Annotated in this window: 17 protein-coding genes; 14 read left to right on the top strand and 3 right to left on the bottom strand. The window is 65.1% G+C overall.

Translation table 11 applies throughout. From position 1 onward, the window contains the following. Positions 1 to 144: 144 nt before the first annotated feature. Together AC1DOQ_RS10155 and AC1DOQ_RS10160 are read right to left on the bottom strand one after the other, a co-directional pair. Positions 145 to 840 (bottom strand): hypothetical protein, encoded by a 696-nt coding sequence (locus tag AC1DOQ_RS10155; protein ID WP_477362762.1) that lies wholly within the window; start codon positions 838 to 840, stop codon positions 145 to 147. 22 nt (positions 841 to 862) lie between these two features. Further along, on the bottom strand, positions 863 to 1,471 hold the full coding sequence (locus AC1DOQ_RS10160) for a hypothetical protein (protein WP_477362765.1): 609 nt from the start codon (positions 1,469 to 1,471) through the stop codon (positions 863 to 865). Positions 1,472 to 1,666: 195 nt separating this feature from the next. Between AC1DOQ_RS10160 and AC1DOQ_RS10165 the strand changes: the two genes are divergently transcribed. From AC1DOQ_RS10165 to AC1DOQ_RS10175, 3 genes are all read left to right on the top strand, one after another. Beyond that, entirely contained in the window at positions 1,667 to 2,380 is a 714-nt protein-coding gene (locus AC1DOQ_RS10165; RefSeq protein ID WP_477362768.1) for an HAD family hydrolase, read from the top strand. Between the two features lie 60 nt (positions 2,381 to 2,440). Continuing rightward, entirely contained in the window at positions 2,441 to 3,454 is a 1,014-nt protein-coding gene (gene hrcA / locus AC1DOQ_RS10170; protein ID WP_477362771.1) for a heat-inducible transcriptional repressor HrcA, read from the top strand. Between the two features lie 97 nt (positions 3,455 to 3,551). Then, positions 3,552 to 4,418, top strand: a complete 867-nt coding sequence (locus AC1DOQ_RS10175; protein WP_477362774.1) for an alpha/beta fold hydrolase — start codon at positions 3,552 to 3,554, stop codon at positions 4,416 to 4,418. A 13-nt stretch (positions 4,419 to 4,431) separates the two neighbouring features. On the opposite strand, the gene fur is transcribed toward AC1DOQ_RS10175, so the two are convergent. Further along, positions 4,432 to 4,863, bottom strand: coding sequence for a ferric iron uptake transcriptional regulator (gene fur / locus AC1DOQ_RS10180; RefSeq protein ID WP_230026249.1), 432 nt, complete (start codon positions 4,861 to 4,863; stop codon positions 4,432 to 4,434). Between the two features lie 90 nt (positions 4,864 to 4,953). On the opposite strand from fur, the gene AC1DOQ_RS10185 reads away from it, so the two are divergent. The 11 genes from AC1DOQ_RS10185 (at position 4,954) to AC1DOQ_RS10235 (ending at position 16,322) form a co-directional block, all read left to right on the top strand. After that, a complete protein-coding gene (locus tag AC1DOQ_RS10185; RefSeq protein ID WP_477362777.1) occupies positions 4,954 to 5,571 on the top strand; it encodes an outer membrane protein assembly factor BamE in 618 nt (205 codons plus the stop codon). A 5-nt stretch (positions 5,572 to 5,576) separates the two neighbouring features. Continuing rightward, on the top strand, positions 5,577 to 6,386 hold the full coding sequence (gene dapB, locus AC1DOQ_RS10190) for a 4-hydroxy-tetrahydrodipicolinate reductase (protein WP_477362780.1): 810 nt from the start codon (positions 5,577 to 5,579) through the stop codon (positions 6,384 to 6,386). Positions 6,387 to 6,506: 120 nt separating this feature from the next. Beyond that, positions 6,507 to 6,833, top strand: coding sequence for a barstar family protein (locus tag AC1DOQ_RS10195; RefSeq protein ID WP_477362783.1), 327 nt, complete (start codon positions 6,507 to 6,509; stop codon positions 6,831 to 6,833). Between the two features lie 127 nt (positions 6,834 to 6,960). Then, positions 6,961 to 9,606: a leucine--tRNA ligase gene (leuS, locus tag AC1DOQ_RS10200; RefSeq protein WP_477362786.1), complete on the top strand. Its 2,646-nt coding sequence runs from the start codon at positions 6,961 to 6,963 to the stop codon at positions 9,604 to 9,606. Positions 9,607 to 9,636: 30 nt separating this feature from the next. After that, positions 9,637 to 10,128, top strand: coding sequence for an LPS-assembly lipoprotein LptE (locus AC1DOQ_RS10205; protein ID WP_477362789.1), 492 nt, complete (start codon positions 9,637 to 9,639; stop codon positions 10,126 to 10,128). 12 nt (positions 10,129 to 10,140) lie between these two features. After that, a complete protein-coding gene (gene holA, locus AC1DOQ_RS10210; RefSeq protein WP_477362792.1) occupies positions 10,141 to 11,154 on the top strand; it encodes a DNA polymerase III subunit delta in 1,014 nt (337 codons plus the stop codon). Positions 11,155 to 11,264: 110 nt separating this feature from the next. After that, complete coding sequence (locus tag AC1DOQ_RS10215) at positions 11,265 to 12,530, top strand: glutamate-5-semialdehyde dehydrogenase (RefSeq protein ID WP_477362795.1); 1,266 nt, start codon at positions 11,265 to 11,267, stop codon at positions 12,528 to 12,530. A gap of 46 nt (positions 12,531 to 12,576) precedes the next feature. After that, positions 12,577 to 12,990, top strand: coding sequence for a CopD family protein (locus tag AC1DOQ_RS10220; protein WP_477362798.1), 414 nt, complete (start codon positions 12,577 to 12,579; stop codon positions 12,988 to 12,990). Between the two features lie 57 nt (positions 12,991 to 13,047). Then, entirely contained in the window at positions 13,048 to 13,650 is a 603-nt protein-coding gene (locus AC1DOQ_RS10225; protein WP_477362801.1) for a DsbA family protein, read from the top strand. 170 nt (positions 13,651 to 13,820) lie between these two features. Further along, a complete protein-coding gene (locus AC1DOQ_RS10230) occupies positions 13,821 to 15,044 on the top strand; it encodes a THUMP domain-containing class I SAM-dependent RNA methyltransferase (protein ID WP_477362804.1) in 1,224 nt (407 codons plus the stop codon). 3 nt (positions 15,045 to 15,047) lie between these two features. Continuing rightward, the gene (locus AC1DOQ_RS10235; RefSeq protein WP_477362807.1) at positions 15,048 to 16,322 is read left to right on the top strand and encodes a multidrug effflux MFS transporter; all 1,275 of its coding nucleotides are present in this window, start codon (positions 15,048 to 15,050) and stop codon (positions 16,320 to 16,322) included. The last annotated feature ends 54 nt before the right edge of the window (positions 16,323 to 16,376 follow it).

The following is a 16,376-nucleotide window of genomic DNA, read 5'->3' on the forward strand; positions in this document are numbered from 1 at the left end:
GCTTAAATCCAATTCTTTTCTGAGGAGAGTTGGAGGAGACAGGAAGCAGTATGCTGCGTTACAGCATATTCGTCCAATTTTTGTTTGGAATATTTGATATTCGCAACAGAAATATCTCCTCCGCAAGGACCTCCCTGGCGTCGATCAGCTGTTCTTGACGCAGGTGACAGCCACGTCCTTGACGCCGCCGTTCTTTTCCTGGGCATCCAGCATCACGCCGGTGCCGTTGCCGGAAACGGTGCAGGTATAGCCGGTCGGCTGGGTCAGCACCGTGATACCGAAACTTGCGCCGTAGGGCACATCGCCCAGGCCGAACGGAATCGACGCATCGGTGTCGCTGCCGGCGAAGGTACGGGTGCTGTTGCTGCCGTTGGTCAGGGTCACGCTCAGGTCCTTGGACGGCAGGCCGGTGATGGTGCCGCTCAGCGCGTACGACAGGATGGAGCAGGAGTAGAACACCTCGATTGCCGGCGTGCGTGCCGATTCGATCGAAGCGGTCTGGCCCGCCGTGCCGTATTCGCGCGGATAACCGTTGGTGACGCAGTTCTGGTGCGCCGGCTGCGAGCCGCCGCCGAGCGTGGCGGTGCCGCCTTTCGGAATCACGTCGTAGCGGGTGCCGTAGTCGAGACCGTTCGCGAAATACAGGACCTGGGTGTCGCCGGGCTTGGCCGGTACCGGAACGGCCAGTTCCTGGCCGTTGGTGGTCAGGATCAGACCTGGATACTGGACGTTGGAGACCGTGACCTTGATCGGGTAGGTCTCCTTGCCGCCGCCGCCGCAGGACGCCAGGACCACGGATGAAGCCAGGATCAGGGCCGGGCGCACGAGGTGGAACTTCATACTTTACTCTCCAGTTTCCAGATTATTGGGTCTTCGGACCGCAGGTGACCACAGGCGTGGTGCCCGGGCCGGTGGCGGTCATGGTGCCGGTGCCGCCGCTGATCGTGCAGGTCTGCGTATCCGGCTGGTTCAGGATGGTCACGCCGTAGGCGCCGTCTTCCGGAATGTCGCCGATGGCCACCGGCTGGGCCGCATCGGCAGCCGTCACCACTTTGCGGTTGGAACCGTTGACGAGTTCCAGGCCGGTGCCGGTCAGGCCGGTCACCGTGACCGACAGGGTGTGGGTCTTGATCGTGCAGAACACCGTCGGCACCGTGGTGTAGACCGTATAGTAGTTGGCGCGTGCCTTGTTGTTGCTGATGGTGCAGCCGCTGACGTTCGACGGCAGGGACTTGTACGAGATGTTGAACTCGTCGTCGGTCGACAGGTATTTCGGGAACTGGACGCTGGCCGCGCCGGCCGGAACCGCAATCTCGTCGCCATTGCCCTGGTTAACCAGTACCAGGCCTTCCTTGGTCACGCCGCCGGCGATGGTTACGGTCAGGGGCAGGTCACCGCTGCCGCCGCCGCAGGCGGACAGGCCAAGCGCGCATGCCAGCGCAGCGCCGGCATACAGGATCGAACTCTTCATAGAATCTCCGTTGGACGGGATGGCGCACGGCAGGACCGGCGGCACCGCTGAGTAGAATATTGCCCGACATTTTAGAGCATTTGCCAAGCCGCAGCCTCATTTGCCTTTGTATCACGGTGTAACGACATCTGCATGCCGTTGATTTTCAAGGCCGGCCTCGCTATCCTTGACCCGCCCTCCCTCCGACTCCCGAGCATGACGACGACCCCACGCGCCTGGCCCAAGGCCCTCCTTTTCGACCTGGACGATACGCTGTGGCCGATCGCCCCGGTGATCCTGCAAGCCGAACAGATCCTGTTCGCCTGGCTGCGCGAGCACGCGCCGCGTGTCGCCCAGCGCTTCACCATCGACAGCCTGCGCCAGGCGCGCCTGGAACTGCTGGCGCAGAAGCCGGAGTTCCAGCTCGACCTGGGCAAGCTGCGCCGCGCCGGCCTGCTGGCCGCCTTCGAACAGGCCGGCGAGGATGCCGCCAAGGTGGAGCTGGCGATGGCCGAGTTCTTTGCCGCCCGCAATGCCGTGGTGCCTTACGACGACGTGGTGCCGGGATTGCTGCGCCTGAAGACCAGGGTGCTGCTGGGCGCGATCACGAACGGCAATGCCGACCTGCGGGCCATCGGGCTGGCCCACCATTTCCGGGCGTCGGTATCGGCACCCGAGTTCGGCGTGGCCAAGCCGGATCCGGCGATCTTCCTGGCCGGCTGCCGCGAACTGGGCGTGGCCCCGCTTGACGCCGTCTACGTGGGCGACGACGTATTGCTCGACGTCCAGGGCGCCCAGCGCGCCGGCCTGCGCGCGGTCTGGATGAACCGCAACGGCAGCCGCAAGCATATCGAACACGGCGTCGAGCCGGACGCGATCGTGCGCGATGTCGACGAACTGCTGGACTGGCTCGAGCGCAACCATGCCTGAAGCGTCGTTGACGGCACGCATGACTGCACACGCGGCGGGCGAACAGGCATAATGTGAACCATGCAACTCGATAACCGTGCACAAACCCTGCTGAAAGCCTTGGTCGAGCGCTATATCGCCGACGGCCAGCCGGTCGGCTCGCGCGCGCTGTCGAAGATTTCCGGCCTCGACCTGTCGCCGGCCACGATCCGCAACATCATGGCCGACCTCGAGGAGATGGGCTATGTCGCCAGCCCCCACACCTCGGCCGGCCGGATCCCGACGCCGCGCGGCTACCGCATCTTCGTGGATACGCTCCTCACCGTGCGGCAGATCGACGAGAACGCCGTCGAAGCCGGCATGCGCCTGCCCGCGCACCAGCCGCAGAAGGTGATCGCCAACGCGGCCCAGATGCTGTCCTCGCTGTCGCAGTTTGCCGGCGTGGTGCAGAGCCCGCGGCGCGAGTCGGCGTTCCAGCAGATCGAATTCCTGCGCCTGTCGGAAAAACGCATCCTGCTGGTGATCGTCGACCCGCGCGGCGACGTCCAGAACCGCCTGCTGCTGACCGACGTCGACTACAGCCCCTCCGAGCTGACGCAATCGGCCAATTACCTGAACCAGAATTTCGCCGGCCTGTCCTTCGACGAGGTGCGCGCGCGCCTGACCGGAGAATTGCGCAAGCTGAGCGACGACATGGCGCGCCTGATGCAGTCCGCGGTGGATGCGGGCAGCGAAGCCCTGCAGGAAACCGACGACATGATCATTGCGGGCGAGCGCAACCTGCTGTCGGTGGCCGACCTCTCGTCGAATATGAGTTCGCTGCGCCAGATGTTCGAGATGTTCGAGCAGAAGACCGGCCTGATGCAGCTGCTGGACGTCTCCAGCAAGGCCGGCGGCGTGCAGATCTTCATCGGCGGCGAATCCAAGCTGGTGCCGATGGACGAAATGAGCGTGGTCACCGCGCCCTATGAGGTGAACGGCAAGATCGTCGGCACCCTGGGTGTGATCGGCCCGACCCGCATGGCCTATGAGCGGGTGATCCCGATCGTCGATATCACGGCCAAGCTCCTCTCGAACGCGCTCAGCCATTCCTAAAGCGCTCACTCCTGAGGTTTCTTACAGTTTCGGCGGGAATCCTCTCTAGATATAGTCGGTTCACTGCGCCGCGCGCGCCATCCGCCAAGGAACTGCCGTGAACCGATTCAGACGTCCCCTTATCCTCGCGATCATCATGCTGGTGTGCTGCGCCGTCGCACGCACCGGCGCCTCGGCGCCGGAGGAGCGCATCGCCGTGGGCGCCTGGCAGGTGCAGGCGGCGGAGCAGGGCAGCGGGCGCTATACCGTCATCTTCGAATCCGGTTTCGGCACCGGGCTGGATACCTGGCGCAAGGTGGCGCCGGAGGTGGCGAAATCGGCGCACGTGATGAGCTATTCGCGCGCCGGCCATGGCAGCTCCGACCCGCGTCCCGAACCGCGCAACATCCTGCAAAGCAGCCGGGAGCTCGACCAGCTGGTGGCCGCGGCGGGGCTGAAGCCGCCCTTCATCCTGGTCGGCCATTCCTACGGCGGCTTGCTGGCGCGCGCCTTTGCGCTGCGCCATCCCGGCCAGGTAGCCGGCATGGTGCTGGTCGACCCGGCCGACGAACGCTTCAATCCGGGCCTGCGCAGGCTCGATGCCGGGCGCGCGGCGGACGACGACCGGCGGTTCGAGGCCCTCGTGCCGGCCAGGTTCAGGGCGGAGTACGATGCGCTGAAGCCGGTCCTCGACCAGGGAGCGCTGCCGCCGCCGCTGGACGGCAAGCTGCCGGACGTGCCGGTGGTGGTCCTGACTTCGGTGCAGCAAGTCGACAAGCCGGAATTCTTCCTGCAGAGCGTGGAGGCGGTGGCGCTCAAGCGCGACCTGCACGCCAATTTCCTGCGCCAGTTCAGCGAAGGCTACCAGGTGCTGACCCTGAAAAGCGGGCACGACATCCAGAAGGACGAGCCGGAACTGGTGATCGCGGCGGTGAACAGGGTCATCGCCGCGGCCAGCCGGCGCGCGGCGCAGGACGAGCTATAGGAGTATGCGCAGCTTAACGGTGCCGGTGCGGGCAATCCGTCTTCTGGCAGTTGCCGTAGATGGCGAGGGCGTGCTCGGCGATCTTGAAGCCGCGCTCGAGGGCGATCTTCTGCTGGCGGCTTTCGATCTCTTCGTCGTAGAACTCCTCGACGTGGCCGCAGTCGAGGCAGACCAGGTGGTCGTGGTGCGAACCGGCGTTCAGCTCGTAGATGGCCTTGCCGGTTTCAAAGTGATTGCGGTTCAGGAGACCGGCCTGTTCGAACTGCGTCAGCACGCGGTACACCGTCGCCAGGCCGACGTCCATGTTCTCGTTCAGCAGGGTTTTGTATACGTCTTCCGCCGTCAGGTGCCGCACCGTGCTGTTCTGGAAGATCTCCAGGATTTTCAGCCGCGGTAGTGTCGCTTTGAGGCCGCTGGCCTTCAGGTCGGTTGGGTTGTTGCTCATGTTTTGTTACTCTTAGATGGGCCGAGATGGGCGTAGTGCTTTATGATATAGCGTTTCTAGAATCTCGCTCAATCGTTTTTAAGGTTAGATATGCGCGTCATGAATGCCGTTTTCCATCGTTCCCACGCCCGGGCAGCGCTCGTGGCCGGCCTTGCCGTCACGACGCTGACGGTCTCCGGCTGCGCATCCTGGCGTAACCAGACCAAGCCGGCAGCGCCGGTGAGCACCGCCCCGGCCGCGGTCGCCGCCGATGCCGACAAGTCCGCGGCAATCGCGAATTCGGGCGCGCAAACGACCACCGTCACCAAGCTGCAGAAATTCCTGTGGGTGTTCTCGCCGTATCGTCCGGACATCCAGCAGGGTAACTTCGTGTCCCAGGAAATGCTGACCCAGCTGAAGGTCGGCCAGACCCGCGACCAGGTCAAGTTCATCCTCGGCACCCCGCTGCTGATGGACGCCTTCCACGCCGACCGCTGGGACTATCCCTTCTACCTCGCGCGCGGCAACGGCGAGCTGACCACCAGCCGCGTCACCGTCTACTTCAAGGACAACCTGCTGGCCAAGATCGACGGCGGCAACCTGCCGAGCGAGCGTGAATACATCTCGCGCCTGATCGGCATTTCGAAGTACGAGACCAAGACCGAACAGGAATCGCTGGACGAACTGAAGCGCAAGCGCGAAGACGCGGCCAAGCGCGGCGGGGAGTAAGGGGCATGACGCAATTGAATATCGCCGTCGCCGGCGCCAGCGGCCGCATGGGCCGCATGCTGATCGAGACCATCGCCGCAGCCGACGACGCCACCCTGGCCGGTGCACTCGATCGCGCAGGCAATCCCTTCATCGGCTCGGATGCCGGCGCCTTTTCGGGCCAGCTGACCGGCGTGACGATCCGATCGAGCCTGGAGCAAGGCCTGGCCGGCGCCCAGTACCTGATCGACTTCACCCGTCCGGAAGGCACGCTGGAGCACCTGGAATACTGCGCCGCCCACGGCGTCAAGCTGATCATCGGCACCACCGGCTTCGATGAAGCCGGCAAGGCCGCGATCCGCGCCGCCGCCGAAAAGACCGCGATCGTGTTCGCGCCGAACATGAGCATCGGCGTGAACGTCACGCTGAAGCTGCTGGAAATGGCGGCGAAGAACTTCTCGCAAGGCTATGACATCGAGATCATCGAAGCCCACCACCGCCACAAGGTCGACGCCCCGTCCGGCACCGCGCTGAAGATGGGCGAGGTCATCGCCGACGCCCTCGGCCGCGACCTGCAGCAGTGCGCCGTCTACGGCCGCGAAGGCGTGACCGGCGAACGCGACCCCTCGACCATCGGCTTCGCCACCGTGCGCGGCGGCGACATCGTCGGCGACCACACCGTGCTGTTCGCCGGCATCGGCGAGCGCATCGAGATCAGCCACAAGTCGAGCAGCCGCGTCAGCTACGCCCAGGGCGCCCTGCGCGCCGCACGCTTCCTGGCCGACAAGCCGACCGGCCTGTACGACATGCAGGATGTGCTGGGCCTGAAGGCTTAAAGCCGAACTGTACGGCTTTGCCGGCGTTCTGCTGGCATACTGGCCGCATCAAGTCGCCCCGCGAATAAACCTTCGTCGTTCCCGCGAAAGGCGGGGGCGACGATGAATCGGAGAATCCCTATGGCCACCGTCGAACTGAACGGCGCCGCAATCGTCGACACCGAAAGCTTCCACACCGAGAGCCAGCGCGCCTTCGGCTTCCCGGACTCCTACCCGCACACCATGGATTCCTGGGTCGACTGCCTCAGCTACCTGCGCGACGAGGACGGCATGAGCAAGGTCCGCCTCGGGCCGGACGAGACCCTGCACATCGTCGTGCTGCATTCCGACGCCATGCGCGAGCGCGCCGAGGACGTGCTGGAGGAAATGGCCTTCTGCATCATCGGCATCAACGAGCGCTATGAGGATTACGGCGAAAAGCCGGCCCTGGAGCTCGAGCTGCGTTAAAACCACGTGGGCTCGGAGAGCCCACCCTACACGTGGTTCGTAGGGTGGGCACCCCGTGCCCACGCCGCCCAGTAGGTGAATGTACCAGTATAATGTTCTGCTCACCTCCATTAGTCCGCAGAACATCATGCAAGATAAATATAGTCCAGCCGAAGTCGAACAGGCCGCCCAGGCCTACTGGAAGTCGATCGACGCCTATAAAGCGGTCGAAAATGACCCGCGTTTCCCAAAAGGCAAGTATTACGCTTGCTCGATGCTGCCTTACCCGTCCGGTAAGCTGCACATGGGTCACGTGCGCAACTATACGATCAACGACGTGATGTACCGCTACCTGCGGATGAACGGCTACAACGTGCTGATGCCGATGGGCTGGGACGCCTTCGGCATGCCGGCCGAGAATGCGGCGATGGCGAACAACGTGCCGCCGGCCGAATGGACTTATTCGAACATCGCCCACATGCGCGGCCAGATGGAGTCGATGGGCCTGGCCATCGACTGGTCGCGCGAAATGACCGCCTGCAAGCCGGACTACTACAAGTGGAACCAGTGGATGTTCCTGAAGATGCTCGAGAAGGGCATCATCTACCAGAAGACCGGCACCGTGAACTGGGACCCGGTCGACCAGACCGTGCTGGCCAACGAGCAGGTCGTCGACGGCCGCGGCTGGCGCTCGGGCGCGCTGGTCGAAAAGCGCGAGATCCCGATGTACTACGTGCGCATCACGGACTACGCCGACGAACTGCTGGACTACGTCGACAACAAGCTGCCGGGCTGGCCGGAGCGCGTGCGCATCATGCAGTCCAACTGGATCGGCAAGTCGACCGGCGTGCGCTTCGCCTTCCCGCACGTGATCATGGACGAGCAGGGTGAGCTGATCAACGAGGGCAAGCTCTACGTCTTCACCACCCGCGCCGACACCATCATGGGCGTGACCTTCTGCGCGGTCGCCGCCGAGCACCCGCTGGCCACCCAGGCAGCCAGGGACAACCCGGAGCTGCAGGCCTTCATCGCCGAGTGCAAGCAGGGCTCCGTGATCGAAGCCGACATGGCGACGATGGAAAAGAAGGGCATGCCGACCGGCCTGTCCGTCATGCACCCGATCACCGGCGAGCAAGTGCCGGTCTGGGTCGGCAACTACGTGCTGATGACCTACGGCGACGGCGCCGTGATGGGCGTGCCGGCGCACGACGAGCGCGACTTCGCGTTCGCGAAAAAATACGAGCTGCCGATCAAGCAGGTCGTCGCGGTGGAAGGCCAGACCTTCTCGCTGGACGGCTGGCAGGAGTGGTACGGCGATAAAGAAAAGGGCGTGCTGATCGACTCCGGCAAGTACGACGGCCTCGATTACACCTCGGCCGTCAACGCCGTGGCCGGCGACCTGGCCGAGAAGGGCTTGGGCGACAAGAAGGTCACCTTCCGCCTGCGCGACTGGGGCATCTCGCGCCAGCGCTACTGGGGCACGCCGATCCCGATGATCCACTGCGAGAAGTGCGGCACCGTGCCGGTTCCGGAAAAGGACCTGCCGGTCGTGCTGCCGGAAGACTGCGTCCCGGACGGCACCGGCAACCCGCTCAAGAAGCACGAAGCCTTCCTGAAGGTCGACTGCCCGTGCTGCGGCGCCCCGGCCCGCCGCGAGACCGACACCATGGACACCTTCGTCGACTCGTGCTGGTACTACATGCGCTATACCTCGCCGGGTTCGAACGACTCGATGGTCGACCCGGCCCGCAACGATTACTGGATGCCGATGGACCAGTACATCGGCGGTATCGAGCACGCCGTGCTGCACCTGCTGTACGCGCGCTTCTGGACCAAGGTGATGCGCGACTTCGGACTGGTGAAATTCGACGAGCCCTTCGTCAACCTGCTCACGCAAGGCATGGTGCTGAACGAGACCTACTACCGCGAGGATGAATCGGGTAAGAAGACCTGGTTCAACCCGGCCGACGTCGACCTCGTGCTCGACGACCGCGGTCGTCCGCAGGCGGCGGCATCGAAGCTGGATGGCGCCCCGGTCATCATCGGCGGCACCGAGAAGATGTCGAAGTCGAAGAACAACGGCATCGACCCGCAAGCCCAGATCGAGCAGTACGGCGCGGACACCGCCCGCCTGTTCACCATGTTCGCGGCGCCGCCGGAGCAGACCCTGGAGTGGTCGGAGTCGGGCGTGGAAGGCGCGAGCCGCTTCCTGCGCCGCGTCTGGGCCTTCGCCTACGCGCAGCGCGAGCGCATCGCTGCGGCGCTGGCCGGCCAGCAGCAAGGCACCCTGGACGACGACCAGAAAACCCTGCGCCGCGAAGTGCACAAGATCCTGCAGCAGGCCGACTACGACTTCAAGCGCATCCAGTACAACACGGTCGTCTCGGCCTGCATGAAGATGCTGAATACCCTGGAGTCGGCCAAGCTGGCCGAGGGTTCGGCGAGCGATGCCGTCATTACCGAAGGCCTGTCGATCTTCCTGCGCATGCTGAACCCGGTGGCGCCGCACATCACCCACGCGCTGTGGCAGGAACTGGGCTACGCCGGCGTGTACGGCGACATCCTGAACGTGCAGTGGCCGGAAGTCGACCCTGCCGCGCTGGAGCAGTCCGAGATCGAGCTGATGATCCAGGTGAACGGCAAGCTGCGCGGTTCCGTCAAGGTGCCGAAGGGCGCCGACAAGGCCGCCATCGAAGCCGCGGCTCTGGCCTCGGAAGCGGCCCAGAAGTTCGTCGAAGGTACGCCGAAGAAGGTCATCGTCGTCCCCGGCAAGTTGATCAACATCGTGGTGTAATCGATGCCCGCCTCCTATAAGAAAATAGTGGTGCGTTCCGTCGCGGCGCTGTGTATCGCAGCGTCGCTGGCGGCCTGCGGCTTCCAGCTGCGCGGCTCGAACGGCAGCTATACGATGCCCTTCCACAGCCTGTTCCTGACCTTCCCGGACACCTCGCCGCTCGGGACTGAGCTCAAGCGCAACCTGCGCGCGGGCGACGTCGCCATCGCCGACAAGCCGGACCAGGCGGAAGCGCAGTTCGTGGTGCTGGGCGAAAACCGCGGCAAGTCGATCCTGTCGCTGAACAGCCTGGGCCGGGTGCGCGAATACCTGCTGACCTATACGCTGACGTTCACGGTCCGCGACAGCAAGGGCGTCGAGCTGCTGCCGGCCACCGAGATCACGCTGCGCCGGAACATGGCCTTCGACGAGACCCAGGTGCTGGCCAAGGAATCCGAGGAAGCGCTGCTGTACCGCGACATGCAGGCCGACCTGGTGCAGCAGATCATGCGCCGCCTGGCCGCGCTGAAACCTGCCAGGTAAGGAACAGAGACTATGCAGTTGCGGCCTGAGGCGCTCGACGGGCAGCTCGCCAAGGGGTTGGCGCCCCTCTACGTGATCACCAGCGACGAGCACCTGCTGGCGCTGGAGGCGGCGGACAAGATTCGCCGCGCCGCCCGTGCGCAAGGCTTTTCCGAGCGCGACGTGCTCACGGTCGAGCGCAACTTCAAGTGGGGCGAGCTGCTGGCCGCCAACCAGGCGATGTCGCTGTTCGGCGACAAGAAGCTGATCGAGCTGCGCATCCCCGGCGGCAAGCCCGGCAAGGACGGCAGCGCGGCCCTGCAGAACTACGCGAAAGACCTGAACCCGGACAACCTGACCCTGATCACCCTGCCCAAGCTGGACTGGCAGACGGCGAAGGCGGCCTGGGTCGCGGGCCTGCAGCAGGCCGCGGTCTACGTCGAGATCCCGAACGTGGAACGTCCCGCATTGCCGGCCTGGATCGGCATGCGTCTGTCGGCGCAGCAGCAGAGCGCAGACCGCCAGAGCCTGGACTTCATCGCCGATCGGGTCGAGGGCAACCTGCTGGCGGCGCACCAGGAAATCCAGAAGCTGGGATTGCTGTACGAGCCCGGCAAGCTGAGCTTCGAGCAGGTCCAGGACGCCGTGCTGAACGTGGCGCGCTACGACGTGTTCAAGCTGTCCGAAGCGATGCTGGCCGGCGATCCGGCGCGCCTGGTGCGCATGCTGGAAGGCCTGAAAGGCGAGGGCGAGGCGTTGCCGCTGGTGCTGTGGGCGGTGTCGGAGGAAATCCGCACGCTGCTAAAATTGAAGGCAGGGATGGCGCAGGGACGCCCGCTGGGCGCGCTGCTGAAGGAATACCGGGTCTGGGGCCCGCGCGAGCGCATGATGGAACCGGCACTGCGCCGCATCTCGCTGCCGACCCTGGAAGCGGCCATGCAGGAGGCGGCCCAGGTCGACCGCATGGTCAAGGGCTTGCGTGCGAAGCAGTTCGCGGGCGACGCCTGGGATGCGATGCTGCAGCTGGCGTTGAGGGTTGCTTCGTAAGGCGTGGGCACGTAAGACAGTCCCCCGGACTGTTTTACCCCACCCTACCTGTATCGCAATAATGTAGGGTGGGCACACCGTGCCCACGTTTGAACGGACGACGACGCATCATGAACATCAACGAATACATGCAAACCATCGGCCGCCAGGCGCGCGCGGCCTCGCGCGCGATGGCGCGCGCCGACAGCGCAGCCCGCAACAAGGCGCTGCTCCTGATCGCCGACGCCATCGAGCGCGATGCCGCCTGCCTGCGCGACGCCAATGCGCGCGACCTCGATGCCGCCCGCGCCGCCGGCCTGGCGCCGGCCCTGCTGGACCGCCTGGCGCTGTCCGACAAGGCGATCGCCACCATGGTCGACGGCCTGCGCCAGATCGTCGCGCTGCCGGATCCGATCGGCGAAATCTCGAACATGAAGTTCCGTCCGAGCGGCATCCAGGTCGGCCAGATGCGCGTGCCGCTGGGCGTCATCGGCATCATCTACGAAGCGCGCCCGAACGTGACGGTGGACGCGGCCGGCCTGTGCATCAAGAGCGGCAACGCCGCCATCCTGCGCGGCGGTTCGGAAGCCATCCATTGCAACCGCGCCCTGGCCGAGCTGGTGGCGGAAGGCTTGCGCGGCGCCGGCCTGCCGGAACAGGGCGTGCAGGTGGTCGAGACCACCGACCGCGCCGCCGTCGGCTTTCTTATCACCATGCCGGAATACGTGGACGTGATCGTGCCGCGCGGCGGCAAGGGCCTGATCGCGCGCCTGATGCAGGAAGCGACGGTCCCGATGATCAAGCACCTGGACGGCATCTGCCACGTCTACATCGACGCCAAGGCCGACATCGCCAAGGCGCTGCCGATCGCGATGAACGCCAAGACCCACCGCTACGGCACCTGCAACACGATGGAAACCCTGCTGGTGGCGCGCGCCATCGCGCCGGCGATCCTGCCGCAGCTGGCCGAGCTCTATGCGACCAGGGAAGTCGAACTGCGCGCCGATCCGGAAGCGCTGGCGATCCTGCAGGGCTATCCGCACCTGGCGCCGGCAAGCGAAGAAGACTGGAGCACCGAATACCTGGCGCCGATCCTGGCGGTCAAGATCGTGGCCGATATCGACGAGGCGATGGACCACATCAACACCTACTCGTCGAAGCACACCGACGCCATCGTCACCGAGGATTACACCGACGCCATGCGCTTCCTGCGCGAAGTCGATTCGGCCTCGGTGATGGTGAACGCCTCGACGCGCTTCGCCGACGGCTTCGAGTACGGCCTGGGGGCCGAGATCGGGATCTCGAACGACAAGCTGCATGCGCGTGGACCGGTGGGACTCGAAGGATTGACGTCGCTGAAGTACGTGGTGTTCGGGCACGGCGAGATTCGCAACTAAGGTCAAAAACGTCATTCCCGCTTTCGGGGTCAACAACAAGGATAATATGTACCTCTGGATCAAAGCCTTCCACATCGTCTTCATCGCCGCCTGGTTCGCCGGCCTGTTCTACCTGCCGCGCATCTTCGTAAACCTGGCGCAGGAAACCAATCCCGCCACGATCGAGCGCCTGCTGGGCATGGGTCGCCGCCTCTACCGCTTCACCACGATGCTGATGATCCCGGCCCTGGTGCTGGGCCTCTGGCTGTGGCTGGGCTTCGGCATCAAGGGTGGCTGGCTGCATGCGAAACTGGCGCTGGTCATCCTGGTGATCGGCTACCATCACGCCTGTGGATCGCTGCTGAAGAAATTCGAACGCGGGGCGAATACGCGCAGCCATAAATGGTTCCGCGTGTTTAACGAAGTCCCGGTGCTGCTGCTGATCGCAATCGTGATCCTGGTCGTCGTCAAACCTTTTTGATTATTCGTGGCCAGAGCCCGGTTCACCCGGGTGGGCTCTGACCCCGACTGACTCGATATGAGCAAAACCATCCAGTATTTCTTCGCGCCGCATTCGCCCTATGTCTACCTGGGGCATGAACGCCTGCTCAAGCTGGCCGCCCAGTACGGCGCGATGATCGAACCCAAGCCCTTCGACCTGGGCGCGGTGTTTTCGCAGTCCGGCGGCCTGCCGCTGGCCAAGCGCGCGCCGCAGCGCCAGGCCTACCGCCTGCAGGAGCTGCAGCGCTGGTCGCAGTTCCTCGGCCTGCCGATGAACCTGCAGCCGAAGTTCTTCCCCGTCGACCAGGGCCCGGCCTCGCTGCTGCTGGCCGCCGCCCGCGAGCAGGGCGGCGCCGACCAGGCCCTGGAGCTGGCCAGCGCCATCACCCGCGCGGTCTGGGTCGAGGACAGGGATATCGCGGATGCGGCCACGCTCGAGCAGCTGGCGGGCGACGCCGGTTTCGACGGCGCGGCCCTGCTGGCGGCCTCGCGCACGCCGGAAACGCAGCGGAAATACGACGCATTCACGCAGGAAGCGCTGGACGCCGGCGTGTTCGGCTCGCCCTGGTACGTCGTCGACGGCCAGGGCTTCTGGGGCCAGGACCGGCTGGATTTCGTCGAGCGCCTGCTGCAGGTTTGAACCCCGAGTAATCGGGAAGTAAGGGCGGCCGGGCTCATTCCGGCCGTTGTTTTTTGTTTTTTTAACACAGTAACAGGGGCCTCGCACACCGTCGCCAGCATCGCAGACCGGCAATGCAACGCGCAGCAGGTGTGCGAGCCCCCCACCACAACGGATAAAGGGTACACCTGATGGCCTCCTACTTTTGCCCATGCCCGCGCGGCATGGAAGCGGCACTCGCCGAAGAAATCGCTGAAATCGCGCAGAACACCGGCAGCCCCACGCTGAAGGTCCACCAGCAGGTGCCGGGCGGCGTGCACGCCTCGGGCAGCATGCAGGATGCCTATCGCATCAACCTGCATTCGCGCATCGCCTCGCGCGTGCTGATGCGCATGGCGAACAAGACCTACAGCAACGAGAACGACATCTACGACCTGGTGCTCGAGCAGCCCTGGGAAGACTGGTTCGACGTGAATCACACGATCCGGGTCGACATCACGGCCGTCAAATCGCCGCTGAAGAGCCTGGAGTTCACCACGCTGAAGATCAAGGACGCCGTCTGCGACCGCTTCCGCGACCAGTTCGGCAAGCGCCCCTCGGTCAACACGCGCGAGCCGGACATGCGCATCCTCGGCTTCCTCGACAAGCACAACTTCACGGTCTACCTCGACACCTCGGGCGAGGCGCTGTTCAAGCGCGGCTGGCGCGAGGAAACGGGCGACGCGCCGCTGCGCGAGAACCTGGCCGCCGGCCTGCTGCGCGTGGCCGGCTGGAAGCCGGGTGTGCCGCTGTTCGATCCGATGTGCGGCTCGGGCACGATCCTGATCGAGGCGGCCCAGATGGTGCAGGGCATTCCGCCGGGCGCGCGCCGCCGCTTCGCCTTCGAAAAATTCCACAACTTCGACGGCAAGGCCTGGCAGGAGATGAAAACGGCGATCAAGCCGAACCCGCTGCCGGACACGCCCACCATCTTCGGTTCCGACATCTCGGGCGACATGGTGGCGATGACCCGTCACAACCTGAAAGTGGCCGGCGTGATGTTCGAGGTGCCGCTCAAGCAGATCGAGGCGCAGCAGGTGCAGCCGCCCACCAGCCAGCCGGGCATCCTGCTGACCAACCCGCCCTACGGCGAGCGTATCGGCGTGCGCGGCGACTCCACCATCCCGCAGGACGAGATGGCGGTCGGCTTCTACCAGGACCTCTCCAGCACCCTGAAGCAGCGCTTCGCCGGCTGGACCGTCTACCTGTTCACCGCCGACCTCTCGCTGCCGAAGATGCTGCGCCTGAAGGAATCGCGCAAGACCCCGTTCTTCAACGGCGCGCTCGAATGCCGCCTGTTCCGCTTCGACATGGTCGCCGGCTTCAACCGACGCGATGCCGCGAAGCCGGATGCGGCCCGCCCACAACAAGAGTAATCGATGCTGCCCGAACCCGAACCAGACAACCTGCCCAAGGACCCCGTCATTCCGGTCCCGCTGCCGGAACCGCACAAGGTCATCATGCTGTCCGCCGGCGGCCTGGCTTCGCTGCTGGCCGCGCTGTCGATGCTGGGACCGTTCTCGGTCGACGCCTACCTGCCGGCCTTCCCGCGCATCCAGGAGACCCTGCATGCAACCCCGCTGGAAGTCCAGCAGACCCTGACGGCCTATATGCTGTCCTTCGCCGTCATGTCGCTGTGGCACGGTGCGCTGGCGGACGCCTTCGGGCGCCGCAACGTGGTGCTGGTCGGCCTGATCGTGTTCGCGGTCGGTACCCTCGGCTGCGCTTCGGCGCATTCGGTGCACTACCTGTGGATCTTCCGCGTCATGCAGGGCATCTCGGCCGGGGCCGGGGTGGTGGTGGGGCGGGCGATCATCCGCGACCTGTACTCGGGCGCGCCGGCCGCGCGCCTGCTGTCGATGGTGACGATGATCTTCTCGATCGCGCCGGCGGTGGCGCCGGTGCTGGGCGGCTGGATCGTGACCCTGCTGGACTGGCGCGCGATCTTCCTCGGCCTGCTGGTGTTCAGCGTGGGCCTGTGGTGGGTCTGCTGGCAGCACCTGCCGGAGACCATGCCGAAAGAGCGCCGCCAGCCCTTCAATCCGCGCTTCCTGGCGCGCAGCTACTGGGACATCTTCAGCTCGGTGCTGTTCCAGATGAAGTCGGGGGTGGTCGCCTTCAACTTCGGCGGCATGTTCCTGTTCATCGCCGGCGCGCCGGTGCTGCTGCCGGTGCACCTGCACCTGGGGCCGTCGGACTTCGCCTGGCTGTTCGTGCCGGCGGTGGCCGGCATCTTCCTGGGCGCCCTGGCCGCCAACCGCCTGGCCGGCAAGATGCATTACGGGCGCCAGATCGGCATCGGCTATGCCTTGATGCTGTCCGCGGTGACCGGCAGCGTGCTGTACCACTCCTTCCTGCCGCCGGCCTTGCCGTGGACCGTGCTGCCGATGTTCTTCTATAACTTCGGCAGCTCGATCATCAACCCCAGCGCGACCCTGCTGACGCTCGACCTGTTCCCGCACATCCGCGGCACGGTGGCGTCCTGCCAGTCCTTCCTCACCACGCTGATGGGCGCGATCGTGGCGGGCATCATCGCACCGGCGCTGACCCACTCGGTGCTGGCGATGGCGCTCGGCCAGGCTGCGTTTGCCCTGGCGTCGCTGGCTTGCTGGATGGTGTCGCGGCACTTTCGGCGCAGGCAAGCCCTGGCGTAGGGTGGGCACTCCGTGCCCACGCGGGCGCTGATTTAACGCAAGCATCACGCGTGG

This window comes from Massilia sp. 01N417 (assembly GCF_056399645.1).

Excerpts from the sequence above, each read along its gene's own strand:
- AC1DOQ_RS10155 (WP_477362762.1), bottom strand. The coding sequence starts at position 840 with ATGAAGTTCCACCTCGTGCGCCCGGCCCTGATCCTGGCTTCATCCGTG.
- AC1DOQ_RS10160 (WP_477362765.1), bottom strand. The coding sequence starts at position 1,471 with ATGAAGAGTTCGATCCTGTATGCCGGCGCTGCGCTGGCATGCGCGCTT.
- AC1DOQ_RS10165 (WP_477362768.1), top strand. The coding sequence starts at position 1,667 with ATGACGACGACCCCACGCGCCTGGCCCAAGGCCCTCCTTTTCGACCTG.
- hrcA (WP_477362771.1), top strand. The coding sequence starts at position 2,441 with ATGCAACTCGATAACCGTGCACAAACCCTGCTGAAAGCCTTGGTCGAG.
- fur (WP_230026249.1), bottom strand. The coding sequence starts at position 4,863 with ATGAGCAACAACCCAACCGACCTGAAGGCCAGCGGCCTCAAAGCGACA.
- AC1DOQ_RS10185 (WP_477362777.1), top strand. The coding sequence starts at position 4,954 with ATGCGCGTCATGAATGCCGTTTTCCATCGTTCCCACGCCCGGGCAGCG.
- dapB (WP_477362780.1), top strand. The coding sequence starts at position 5,577 with ATGACGCAATTGAATATCGCCGTCGCCGGCGCCAGCGGCCGCATGGGC.
- AC1DOQ_RS10195 (WP_477362783.1), top strand. The coding sequence starts at position 6,507 with ATGGCCACCGTCGAACTGAACGGCGCCGCAATCGTCGACACCGAAAGC.
- leuS (WP_477362786.1), top strand. The coding sequence starts at position 6,961 with ATGCAAGATAAATATAGTCCAGCCGAAGTCGAACAGGCCGCCCAGGCC.
- holA (WP_477362792.1), top strand. The coding sequence starts at position 10,141 with ATGCAGTTGCGGCCTGAGGCGCTCGACGGGCAGCTCGCCAAGGGGTTG.
- AC1DOQ_RS10215 (WP_477362795.1), top strand. The coding sequence starts at position 11,265 with ATGAACATCAACGAATACATGCAAACCATCGGCCGCCAGGCGCGCGCG.
- AC1DOQ_RS10220 (WP_477362798.1), top strand. The coding sequence starts at position 12,577 with ATGTACCTCTGGATCAAAGCCTTCCACATCGTCTTCATCGCCGCCTGG.
- AC1DOQ_RS10225 (WP_477362801.1), top strand. The coding sequence starts at position 13,048 with ATGAGCAAAACCATCCAGTATTTCTTCGCGCCGCATTCGCCCTATGTC.
- AC1DOQ_RS10230 (WP_477362804.1), top strand. The coding sequence starts at position 13,821 with ATGGCCTCCTACTTTTGCCCATGCCCGCGCGGCATGGAAGCGGCACTC.
- AC1DOQ_RS10235 (WP_477362807.1), top strand. The coding sequence starts at position 15,048 with ATGCTGCCCGAACCCGAACCAGACAACCTGCCCAAGGACCCCGTCATT.